Origin of the sequence: Rubripirellula lacrimiformis (genome assembly GCF_007741535.1) — a bacterium.
In the GTDB taxonomy this organism is placed as follows: domain Bacteria; phylum Planctomycetota; class Planctomycetia; order Pirellulales; family Pirellulaceae; genus Rubripirellula; species Rubripirellula lacrimiformis.
Map to the genome: position 1 here is coordinate 6,084,003 of NZ_CP036525.1, position 11,522 is coordinate 6,095,524.

The following is an 11,522-nucleotide window of genomic DNA, read 5'->3' on the forward strand; positions in this document are numbered from 1 at the left end:
AAGCCTACGGTTGGCGGATCCAGTGCCGTGGACCAGCCGGATCGGTTGGCGGTGGCAACCGCTCGGGAGTCGGCGCCACCCAGGGCGCGCTGGCCAACGACCCGCTGACCGGCGCCGGTGATCGCGGCGGCTGCGGCGTTCCATCCATCGTCGGATGGGGCATCGCCGGATGGGAAGACGCCTGATAGGACGTCGCCGGGAACGGCGTGGATGGCGAAATCGGCGTGAACGGGCTGGCCGATTGCGGTTGGACGGACTGCTGAGTCAATCGGCGCCGCAGTTCATCCTGCATCGCTGGCGCGACCGCGTCCAGCGACGGCATTTCGATTGCCGCGACGCGTTGTCGTTCCAGGTCGGCGGCGCGAACTTCTGCGGTTGCCGCAAAGCGTTGGCGAATCGGATCGGGTTGATCGATCGGGACCATCAGATCGTCGAACGACAGTGGCACGTCGACGCGCCGCGGAGCCGGCTTGGGACGCGGTTCACGTCCCCAAACAGGCAGCGATCCAGGCAGCGGCAATTCGATATCGCCGGAACCAGAGGCTGCGATGTCGGAACGCAACGAAGCGTCCAGGGCGGATTCCGTTGGGCCTGTCGCATCCCCCCACTCGGTGGACGGTGCTGGATCGACAGACGGTCGACGAAACGGGAGTGCGGCGAGTGTGCCGCCGGTGACGATTAATACGCCAAGTGTCAGATTACGCAAGCGAAGGACTCGGAGCTGGATGGAAAGAAACCAGCTTCGTCCATGAAACCAAAACAAATATGCATCTTGCAATAATTCAGCTATCGACCATCCCCGGCAATAGACTTCAGCCCAAAAGAAACTTTCTCGAGAATTCTTTTCCCGCGCCGCGGTTTCACGGCGATTCGTTTCCCACCGGCGTCGGCGTCGCCAAGGGTTGATCCATGTCGTAGGGAAGGCGGTAAACCTTCTGGCCGCTGGAATCAGCAAAGTACAGATGGCTCTGGCTGATCTGCGTGGGATCGCCATCGGCCCAAAAAGTATAGAACGGGTCCTTGGCACCGATCGGGCGGCGAGCATAGTTGTGATTGCGCGGACTGTTGACGGTCAGTTGGCGAGTCAGGTTCCACGATTCACCCTGGTCGCGGCTTTCCCACTTTGCCATCTCGCCGCCACCTTGGTAGGCCTGAGGACCAACCTGGCTGGGGATCACAATCGACCAAAGATCGTCAGACAAATACAGACTGCCCATGTCATAATTGTGGTCGGTCAGGCAGATGACGTTAGTCTTCCATTGCTGGCCATCCCATCGTGTGATTCGAAAATGCCGCGGATCATTGGGCGACCCAGGTTCGGCGGCGGGGCTGGTGACATACAGAAAGACGGGGTGCCCATCCCGATCGAAACCCATGTCCTTGGCATAGACGTTCAGCCCCTGCGTGGCATAGTCGACCACTCGCGCCGGCGAATCGACGGGGTACAGCGGAAGTTCTAGCGGTGTGCCATCGACGGTCGACCAATGGGCGCCCATGTCGTCGGTTTTGACATAGTAGATGTCGGTGCGACGATCGACGTTTCCGTTGGGGTGCCGATTGAAGAACGTACCGACCGTGCCGCCGTGGCTGGCACTAGTCTGGTAGTGGCCGGTGCGATTTTCGAGCGGTTGGCGGATGCTGGCTAGTTTCTTGTCATCGGTCCAAGTGCGACCATCCAGGCTGGTTTCAAAGTACAGTTCACGGACTCCGGTGTACTTGGTGAACAGGTGCAGGAATCCTTTGCCGGGAATGAAGTGCGGCTGCGGATACGTCATCTCTTCGGACGAAACCAGTTCAAAGGCTTCGATGCTGTGCGGCAGCGTACTGCGGTACTTGAATCCCGGCCTCGCCCTTCCGCGGCCCGACACAAACACCCAAATGTGTCCGTCGTCGTCTATCGAAAGGCTGGGGTTGTCGTGCGGGTCGTCGACACCGTCCTTGTCGTGCACCACCACCGGCCGCGGCACCTGGTGGGTTGCATGGTCGTAATAGGAAATCATGCAAAGCAAATGTCGGTCGTTGGCACCGGTGGTCCCGCCGTACACAAAGAACGTCTTGTCGACAGCAGCATCGTAGATTGCCAGCGGCACATGCTTGGCCGTGTAGGTCCCCAAGCCACCGGAATACTTGTCGCCAAATGGGAACACAGGCTTGCGCGAAACCTTGGCGTAAACCTGACCAGCATCCTGGCTGGGACCATAGAACTGCCCCAGCGTGAACCAGATGCCACGGTAGCCGTCGACCGTGCGCGGCGAGGTAGAAGCCTGGTCCTCGTCAGCCTGGCCCCACACGCACGCGGGCGGCATCGCCGTGACGGCCAACAAGAAAACAGTGGCAACGGGCAATCGCATCGGTAGGCTCGCAGGGGCAGGCGGAAACGAGGGCAGATTCGGCAGGGCAATCGATTCTAGTCGATCGACCTGCCGGATGGTCTGCCCGTTGGCTTCAGCGCCCAAATCTGCCCCGCCTAAATTCAACTCGACTCGTTTGAATAGGCGTGCGGGTGCGCAGAGATTCAGTTCGAGTTCGAGTTCGAGTTTGAGTTCGAGTTCGAGTTCGAGTTCGAGTTTAAGCAGTGCGCAGAGGCAGGAGTCATTGATCCGACGGGGACTCCGTCGGGATCGATCACTGGTTGGACCGGCTCCAGCTTTCGGTGGCGGCGTAGCGGATCGCGGCAGTGGTGGTTTGGTGATCGGTCGCCAATGATCGGGCGTCGTCGTCTTCGATCGTCAATCGCTGCCCGCCGCCTGGCAATTCGACGACCTTGCCGCGGACCGGTCCGTACTTCGTTTCGATCGTTTCGCTGCGGCGGATCAATTTGTGCCGATCGACTTGGTGGCGTCGGATGCCGATCGATGACGTGTGTTGAAAAATGATCTGTTCCAAAGTGCCGACACGCGATGGCGGCGCGATCACCGACAGCATCGTGGCGGCTCGCCCTTTCTTCATCGTGCAGGGAATCTGGAACACATCGAGTGCCCCGGCGGCGAACAAGCGGTCCGCACAATCGGCTAGTTGTTCCGGGGTGGAGTCGTCGATGTTCGATTCCAACACCACCGCTCGATCGACCTCGACGCCCGCAGGCCCGCTGGCAATGTCGGTGGTCTGCCCCAGCAACACACGCAGTACGTTCGCCTGGCCTTCCAGATCACGCGTGCCGGCCCCGTAGCCGATCGCGTCGATGGTCATCCCCGGGACCGGTCCAAAAGACTGCGAAGTCGCCTTCAGGATCGCGGCTCCGGTTGGCGTGGTCAGTTCGGCTTCGATATCGCTGGGCGCGATCGGCACCCCCCGCAAGATATCCGCCGTCGCGGGAGCCGGAATCGAGACCCGTCCATGGGCGATCGTGATGGTTCCAGTCCCCGTCGGAACGGGCGATGCGGCGACCGTTTCGATCCCCAACAAACCGAAGGCGACCGCCGTTCCGACAATATCGGCAATCGAATCGATCGCACCGACTTCATGAAAATGAACTTTTTCTAGAGTCGAGTTGTGCACTTTGGCCTCGGCGACGGCAACTTCCTGGAAAATCTTCTTTGCCAGATCCTTCGCGGCGGTGTCCACCTCCGTGGCCCGGTCGATCATCTCGTGGATGTGGTGAAGGTGTCGGTGAGCGTGTTCGGGGGGATGATTGACGTGTGCCTGAATGGCCCGAAAACCGCACTTTTTAACGATTTCCGACGTCATTGACAGCTCTGGGAGCCCCATCGAGCGGACCGCCGACTCGATCGCCGACACATCGGCCCCTAGGTCCACCAGAGCCCCTAGAGTCATATCGCCACTGATACCGGAGAGACAATCGAAGTAGGCGATGCGAGCCATTTTGGGACTTTCAGAAGACTTGAGGGTCGAAACAGTAGGAACTTGGACGATGACAGACTTGCCGTTGAAGGATTTCGTGGTCCTGGTATACTCCCGCCCTGCCCACGCGGCCAACCCGACCAAACCTAAGCTAAAACGTAAACCATAAGTCCCGGAAGTTCGATCCGATGAAAGTTGTCAGCAGCATTGGCGCACTGAAGTATCGCCACCCCGATTGCCAGGTCGTCAAACGCCGCGGTCGCATCTACGTGATCTGCAAAAGCAATCCAAAATTCAAGGTCCGCCAAGGTGGCGCGAAGGTCAAAAAGGCCCGCCGCTAGGTTGGATTTTGCGATTCACACCTGAAACACGCGACCGGTGATTTTTTCATCGGTCGTTTTTTCATGCGCCCACTGGTACCCCCCCGCCATGTCGATCCCAACCCGCCTCGTCCCCCATACCGGCTCCTTTCACGGCGTTCGTCGCGGATCCGCTTCGGCCCTCCACGCCCTGTGCTTGGTCATCGCTATGTTGGTCCTGGTCGGCTGTGGCGGGCCCGCAGCGACATTACCGGAATCGACCGATGCGGCGACCGACGATTCACTGGCCAAGTCCGGTCAAGTTGCCAGCGGCCTCGTCACGATCGAAGTCGCTATCGATGGCGACACCCAAACCTTTACCGTCGATCAGGTGGCCGAGGGGACCAGCCTGGAAAACGTAATGCGCTCCGTCGACGGCTTGGACGTCGATATCTCTGGCAGCGGAACGACCGCATTCGTCAACAGCATCGCGGGCAAGGCGACGTCGGCCAGCGAGGGCTGGACATTCACGATCGACGGCGAGTTCGCCAATGCAGGCGTCGGCAGCACGGAACTAACGCCACCGACCTCCGTGGCCTGGAAGTTCACCGACAGCAGCGCACTGGCACAGTAGCAACCGTAGCGTCACGGCATTCGGTCGCCGGCTTTCACGGCCCGCCGCATCGACTCGTGCCCGCATCAATCCATCCGACGTCAATCGGGACGTAAGTTCTGCTGGCATCCCCGGTGGCTTCGCCACGCTGGACGGCTCCGGAAGTCACGACTTTGATCATGACAAGATGCGTCACTTTTCCGAACGTCCTGTTCCCGAATCCGGGGTACTGACTCGCGCGACGGACCGCAGAGGAAACCCTGCGGCAGGAAAAGGACACCCAATTTGGTGACCGTGACTTCCGCTGCACACACGTACTTGGAATTGAACCGGCGCGTGAATTGGCCGCGTGGGTCCAGTACAATCGTGATGCGAAATGGCTGCCATGGCCGCGCGGGTGCTGCGCAGGACGTCTGAATGAGACACCGTTCTTCAGCTTGGACGGGAAGACCTGACGCATGCATCTCGTCTGATTCAGGACCTCGATTTTGATGCCCGCAATGATGCCTGTCCCATCACCGAACCCGTCCCGCCGCTGCGTGCTTTCGATTATCGCTGCGTTGTTGCTAAGCATCCTGATCGTGCCGGACGCCATCGCGCAACGAAAGGTGATTGATCCGGTGCGTCCCGGTGACAAGGTCGAATACAAGTACTTCAGCGATTGGAACCCGGCCGAGGTGGTGGACTATGCCAATGGCGTTGCCCTCCTGAAATACGAATGGGGCAGCACCGAAACCACTCGCAAATATCCGCTCAAAGACATTCGGTTCCCCAATGACGAAGGGTCGTGGATGGTCTGGAGTGATGCGAGTGGGAAGTTCCGCATCGAAGCCCGCTTGATCGGTCGTGACGAAACCCACGTGACTCTCCGCAAGGCCGATGGTACCGACGCGCACGTTCCGATCGATCAACTTAGCCAATCGCTGCAAAACCAGTTGGCGAAGATCGCCGGCGCGGTCAAGAAAATGCACGAGGAATCGTTGGTCCGCGTTGACGATCAGATCGAAGTCAAAATCTATTCGACGTGGTACCCCGGTACCGTGCTAGAGATCATGCCCGGCGGTGCTTTGGTTGCATATCAATCCGGAAGCAAGACGATCGAGAAAGAGTTCCAGTACGACGACATGCGGTACCCCAACGGCGAAGGGCCGTGGCGTGAATGGGTCGATTCGACCGGTGAAAACAAAGTCACCGCAAGGTACATCATGCATGATGAACAAAGCGTTGGATTGCTTCGCGAAGGCGGCAAACGAATCCGTATCCCCAGAGACAAACTCTCTCGCAAACTGCAGTCCGAACTGAACAAGGCGACCATCTTCACGCGGCGCCCCGACGAAGTCGATTTTGCCTTGGCGACGTCAGAGTTCAGTGCCAGTTCCGGATGGATGAGCTTCGGAACCACGCTGCCGGATTTCCAAATCGATCAGCTGGAAATGGGACCGGGCGAACCGTCGCCGAAATTCGACGACGGCGGATTCGAGTTCTTTGTGGGTGGGGTAGGCCAAGTCAAGATGTTGGAAACGATCGGCACGGATCGTCAATTGATCGCGATCGGAGTCGACGCACCAAAATCGAAAACGAACGTGCAGCCGACAACGCTGTACTGGGCCAGCCTGACGGATCGAAAGGCGTACCGCGGACCGAACTTTTTGTCCGACGAGATCCTGTTGGCGTACTCCGCCCGGCAAGGCCGACTGTTAACCGCCGAAGTCCGCGGGACTTGGTCGACGCCAGTGCGATTTTGTTCCTATCGTCTAAAACCCGGCGGCAAAACAGCAGTCCCCGAACTGAAGTGGTCGGTTCCAGAATCCAGGTTCGCATCATCATCCAACGATACCCAGGTCAAGTTCCTGGACGACGACCGAGTGCTGATCGGCTACGGCGGCAACGTCGGGCTGTGGAACCTAGCCAGCCAAAACATGGAATACGTGGTGCCGTCTAGCGGCAATGCAATCGGTCTTAGCCCTGACAAAAAATACTTTTGCACAGACCAGTTCTCGCACTGCGTGTTCGTAGAGACGAGCAGCGGGAAACCGATCGCCAATTTAAAACACAGCTCAATGGCGTACTTTTCCGAGGACGGACGCTATCTGGTAGCCGATGCCAGAGGGGGATGGGGATCGAATGTCTACGACTCGGCTGAGCCGGGATCGATTGTCTATCTACCCGATGCCGCCCGACGAAGCGATTCAAGCGACACAAATTTTTCGCTGGTCACCGACGGTTGGCTCAGCGACGGACGATCGGTTTGGAGCATGGCTCGCGGCATCTTGGCCTGGACTTACACCAGTTCATCCAGCGGAATGAAAATCGTTAGCCAAACGGCATTCGGCGACAAACTGCTGGCGGTCGGCACCCGCGGTTCAGATTCGCAGATGTCGGTGCTGGTGGGAGTCGCAACGATTCCACAAGCGGCCGCGATCGCCGCCAACGACGCGGTCGACGACCAGAAACTGTACGTGCTGAAACGCGGAGTCCGAATTAGCATCGATCCGGCGGTGACCGATGCACGCATGTTGGACGGGATCCGCCGCGCCGCAGCGAATTGGGATTGGGTGATCGATCCCGCCAGCGATCTGGTGGTCACCGCCAGTGCCGGGCCGGGCCAGCACGAGACGAGAACCTACGAGCGATCGCGATTCGGGTTCGGCAGCAATCGAAACGATGATTTCCGAGAAACGATCTCGGTCACGCCATGGGTTCAATCGCTCAGCATTTCTCAAAATGGAAAAAGACTGTGGTCGACCGGACAAGGCGGCATGCCCGGGATGGTGATGTTGAGAGAAGGCGATTCCTTGCAGGCTCAAGTGGCCGATTCAGCCAAGCCATCCTATTCGCTCTTCAGCACCTTCGAGTTCCCCGAGCGAGTCATCGCGCCAAAGTATGCCAACGGCCTAGGCACCAGTCTGATCACCCCCAACGGCCTCGAAGACCATCCCGTCGACTGAAGCACTTCGGTGCGCCGGCAGCTGCCAGCCGCGATGCAAAACGCTGTGAAGCGTTTCGTAGCGGAAGCGTGCACGTTCGTTTAACCGCGTGGGCATCGCCCCGTGCGCCCCGCCCACAAACGCGCGGCCCGGTGGGCACGCAACCGCCCATTTTCGTTTAACCGCGTGGGCATCGCCCCGTGCGCACCGTCCACAAACGCGCGGCCCGGTGGGCACGCGGTTAAACGAGCCAAACCGGATGACGCAACCGTCCATTTTCGTTTAACCGCGTGGGCATCGCCCCGTGCGCCCCGTCAGCAAACGCGCGGCCCGGTGGGCACGCGGTTAAACGAACCACACCGGATGACCCAACCGCCCATTTTCGTTTAGCCGCGTGGGCATCGCCCCGCGCGCACCGACCGCAAACGCGCGGCCCGGTGGGCACGCGGTTAAACGAACCAAACCGGATCACGCAACCGCCCATTTTCGTTTAGCCGCGTGGGCATCGCCCCGTGCGCCCCCGTCCACAAACGCGCGGCCCGGTGGGCACGCGGTTAAACGAGCCAAACCGGATGACGCAACCGCCCATTCTCGTTTAACCGCGTGGGCATCGCCCCGTGCGCCCCGTCAGCAAACGCGCGGCCCGGTGGGCACGCGGTTAAACGAACCAAACCGAATGACCCAACCGCCCATTTTCGTTTAACCGCGTGGGCATCGCCCCGTGCGCACCGTCCACAAACGCGCGGCCCGGTGGGCACGCAACCGCCCATTCTCGTTTAGCCGCGTGGGCATCGCCCCGCGCGCCCTGTCAGCAAACGCGCGGCCCGGTGGGCACGCGGTTAAACGAACCAAACCGGATGACGCAACCGCCCATTCTCGTTTAACCGCGTGGGCATCGCCCCGTGCGTCCCCGTCCGCAAACGCGCGGCCCGGTGGGCACGCGGTTAAACGAGCCACACCGGATGACGCAACCGTCCATTCTCGTTTAACCGCGTGGGCATCGCCCCGTGCGCCCCGTCCGCAAACGCGCGGCCCGGTGGGCACGCGGTTAAACGAGCCACATCGAATGACCCAACCGCCCATTCTCGTTTAGCCGCGTGGGCATCGCCCCGTGCGCCCCGTCCGCAAACGCGCGGCCCGGCGGGCACGCGGTTAAACGAACCAAACCGGATGACCCAACCGCCCATTTTCGTTTAACCGCGTGGGCATCGCCCCGTGCGTCCCCGTCAGCAAACGCGCGGCCCGGTGGGCACGCGGTTAAACGAACCAAACCGGATGACGCAACCGCCCATTCTCGTTTAACCGCGTGGGCATCGCCCCGTGCGTCCCCGTCAGCAAACGCGCGGCCCGGTGGGCACACGGCTAAACGAACCACACCGGATGACCCAAGCGTGCATTTTCGTTTAGCCGCGTGGGCATCGCCCCGTGCGTACCGTCAGCAAACGCGCGGCCCGGTGGGCACGCGGCTAAACTAGCAACACCGGATGACCCAAGCGTCCATTTTCGTTTAACCGCGTGGGCATCGCCCCGTGCGTCCCTGTCCACAAACGCGCGGCCCGGTGGGCACGCGGTTAAACGAACCAAACCGGATGCCTCAAGCGTCCACTTTCGTTTAACCGCGTGGGCATCGCCCCGTGCGTCCCTGTCCACAAACGCGCGGCCCGGTGGGCACGCGGTTAAACGAACCAAACCGGATGCCTCAAGCGTCCACTTTCGTTTAACCGCGTGGGCATCGCCCCGTGCGCCCCCGTCCGCAAACGCGCGGCCCGGTGGGCACGCGGTTAAACGAACCAAACCGGATGACGCAACCGCCCATTTTCGTTTAGCCGCGTGGGCATCGCCCCGTGCGCACCGTCCGGAAACGCGCGGCCCGGTGGGCACGCGGTTAAACGAACCAAACCGGATGACGCAAGCGTGCATGTTCGTTTAACCGCGTGGGCATCGCCCCGTGCGTCCCGTCAGCAAACGCGCGGCCCGGTGAGGCACACGGCTAAACGAACCACACCGGATGACCCAAGCGTGCATTTTCGTTTAGCCGCGTGGGCATCGCCCCGTGCGCACCGACCGCAAACGCGCGGCCCGGTGGGCACGCGGTTAAACGACAGGCCGGGGGCGAGCAGTGGAGCGACGCTGATCCGGAAATCACGCGTTGCGGGACGCTGCGACTTTTAGATAGCCCTAGTGGCGTCGGATTCGGGTGTGTAGAATCCTACGGCAATGGACGGTTGGCCGAGTCTGGTTGAAGGCACCGGTCTTGAAAACCGGCGTGGGGGAAACTCTACCGGGGGTTCGAATCCCTCACCGTCCGCTTCGCCCGACTGATGGAAACTCGAATCAAGGGTGCCCCGACCTGTGATCCTTGTCACCGAGATTGACCACCCGTTGGTCGAGCATCATCTGTGCACGGTACGCGATCAAGCGACGCCGGCCAGCGAGTTTCGGGCCGCCATTGCTCGACTTTCTGTCCTGGTCGGTGTGCATGCGACCGAAGATTTGCCGCTTTCAACCATCACGGTCCAGACTCCGATTTGCCAAACCGCAGGCCAGCGACTTGCTGTGCGAGTCGATTTGGTGCCGATCTTAAGAGCCGGTTTGGGGATGGTCGAACCGCTGCAGGGGCTGTTGCCGGAATCCGCCGTGTGGCATCTGGGGATGTACCGCAACGAAGAAACCGCCGAACCAGTCGGTTACTACGACAATCTCCCCGCATCCGGGGCCCCCGATATCGCGATGGTGCTGGACCCGATGTTGGCAACCGGCGGATCGGTTGAAATGGTGATCCGGCGGCTGATCGAATGGGGCGTCCCCGAGATTCGCGTGCTTAGCATCATCGCATCCAAGGCGGGCATCCAACGTGTCACTCGCGATTTTCCCAACGTCAAAATCTTTGTTGCCAAGATCGATCCCGACCTGAACGACCAGTCATTCATCGTGCCTGGACTGGGCGATGCCGGCGATCGGATTTTCGACACGCCACAGCAAGGCTAGTTCAGCGAGCGGACGCCCTGCCGATCAGGTGATCGTTTTGGCTCTTTACAAGGCTGGCGGCGACGCTATAACTCCGGCGCCCTGGCGTGATCTACATCAGGTTGGATATTTCTGAACCGCTGGCCCATGAAAATCACCCTTCCGGTCGACATTGAATCGCAGCCAAGCGATTCATCGTGCGGACCGACCTGCCTCCAAGCCATCTATGGCTACTGGGGTCACCAAGTTTCGGTCGCGGAGATCATCGCCCAAATCCCTCAACTGGAAACGGGCGGAACGTTAGCAGTCCAGCTTGCTTGCCACGCTCTGCAGCAAGGCTTCGAAGCGACGATCGTCACCTTCAACCTGCGTCTGTTTGACCCCACATGGTTCGGCCAGCCCGGTGTCGACCTATCAGAAAAACTTCGCAGCCAACTGGACCAGAACGGTGCGCGGAGCCAGCGGTTCCGATTGGCCACCAGCCACTATCTTCAATTTCTATCGCTAGGCGGATGCATTCAGATGCGACGCCTGGATCGACCGATGGTTCACGAATGCCTGCGATCGGATGTGCCGATCCTGACTGGACTCAGTGCGACGTTCTTGTACCAAGAGTCGCGTGAACGATCCCAGCCGCCGGATTCGCTTGGCGTCACCTGTCTGCCCGACGACCTTGGTGGATCCCCCGTCGGTCACTTTGTTGTGTTGTCGGGGTACGACGCCGAAGCCGATCGATTGCAGGTTAGCGATCCATTGCACCCGAACCCCAATTCCAAGTGGCAGGATCGCCAGTATTGGGCAACGTTCGACCATGTTTCAGCGTCGATCTATTTGGGCATCGTGACCTACGACGCCAACCTGTTGGTCATCAAGCCGGCAGCGAAGTGACCCCTGTGTTCTTTTCCAAAGCGTTTC

The 11,522-nt window shown here is 60.2% G+C and carries 8 protein-coding genes and 1 tRNA gene; 6 read left to right on the top strand and 3 right to left on the bottom strand.

Going from position 1 to position 11,522, the window contains the following annotated elements:
- Positions 1-4: 4 nt before the first annotated feature.
- The 3 genes from K227x_RS21265 to larC form a co-directional block, all read right to left on the bottom strand.
- A complete protein-coding gene (locus K227x_RS21265; RefSeq protein WP_145172709.1) occupies positions 5-706 on the bottom strand; it encodes a hypothetical protein in 702 nt (233 codons plus the stop codon).
- A 154-nt stretch (positions 707-860) separates the two neighbouring features.
- Positions 861-2,351, bottom strand: a complete 1,491-nt coding sequence (locus K227x_RS21270; protein ID WP_145172711.1) for a BNR-4 repeat-containing protein — start codon at positions 2,349-2,351, stop codon at positions 861-863.
- Between the two features lie 274 nt (positions 2,352-2,625).
- Positions 2,626-3,822 carry a nickel pincer cofactor biosynthesis protein LarC gene (gene larC, locus K227x_RS21275; protein WP_145172712.1) on the bottom strand — a complete coding sequence of 399 codons (1,197 nt, stop codon included), beginning with the start codon at positions 3,820-3,822 and terminating at the stop codon, positions 2,626-2,628.
- A 167-nt stretch (positions 3,823-3,989) separates the two neighbouring features.
- Here larC and ykgO point away from each other — a divergent pair, with 167 nt between their 5' ends.
- The 6 genes from ykgO (at position 3,990) to K227x_RS21305 (ending at position 11,495) form a co-directional block, all read left to right on the top strand.
- Positions 3,990-4,142, top strand: a complete 153-nt coding sequence (gene ykgO / locus K227x_RS21280) for a type B 50S ribosomal protein L36 (protein WP_040763550.1) — start codon at positions 3,990-3,992, stop codon at positions 4,140-4,142.
- A gap of 88 nt (positions 4,143-4,230) precedes the next feature.
- Complete coding sequence (locus K227x_RS21285; protein WP_145172714.1) at positions 4,231-4,734, top strand: DUF4430 domain-containing protein; 504 nt, start codon at positions 4,231-4,233, stop codon at positions 4,732-4,734.
- A 470-nt stretch (positions 4,735-5,204) separates the two neighbouring features.
- Positions 5,205-7,661, top strand: a complete 2,457-nt coding sequence (locus tag K227x_RS21290) for an SHD1 domain-containing protein (RefSeq protein ID WP_145172716.1) — start codon at positions 5,205-5,207, stop codon at positions 7,659-7,661.
- Positions 7,662-9,859: 2,198 nt separating this feature from the next.
- A tRNA-Ser gene (locus tag K227x_RS21295) sits at positions 9,860-9,948 on the top strand.
- A 32-nt stretch (positions 9,949-9,980) separates the two neighbouring features.
- Complete coding sequence (gene upp, locus K227x_RS21300) at positions 9,981-10,628, top strand: uracil phosphoribosyltransferase (RefSeq protein WP_246146015.1); 648 nt, start codon at positions 9,981-9,983, stop codon at positions 10,626-10,628.
- 126 nt (positions 10,629-10,754) lie between these two features.
- The gene (locus K227x_RS21305) at positions 10,755-11,495 is read left to right on the top strand and encodes a cysteine peptidase family C39 domain-containing protein (RefSeq protein ID WP_145172718.1); all 741 of its coding nucleotides are present in this window, start codon (positions 10,755-10,757) and stop codon (positions 11,493-11,495) included.
- Positions 11,496-11,522: the final 27 nt, after the last annotated feature.

Excerpts from the sequence above, each read along its gene's own strand:
- K227x_RS21270 (WP_145172711.1), bottom strand. The coding sequence starts at position 2,351 with ATGCGATTGCCCGTTGCCACTGTTTTCTTGTTGGCCGTCACGGCGATG.
- larC (WP_145172712.1), bottom strand. The coding sequence starts at position 3,822 with ATGGCTCGCATCGCCTACTTCGATTGTCTCTCCGGTATCAGTGGCGAT.
- ykgO (WP_040763550.1), top strand. The coding sequence starts at position 3,990 with ATGAAAGTTGTCAGCAGCATTGGCGCACTGAAGTATCGCCACCCCGAT.
- K227x_RS21285 (WP_145172714.1), top strand. The coding sequence starts at position 4,231 with ATGTCGATCCCAACCCGCCTCGTCCCCCATACCGGCTCCTTTCACGGC.
- K227x_RS21290 (WP_145172716.1), top strand. The coding sequence starts at position 5,205 with ATGCCCGCAATGATGCCTGTCCCATCACCGAACCCGTCCCGCCGCTGC.
- K227x_RS21305 (WP_145172718.1), top strand. The coding sequence starts at position 10,755 with ATGAAAATCACCCTTCCGGTCGACATTGAATCGCAGCCAAGCGATTCA.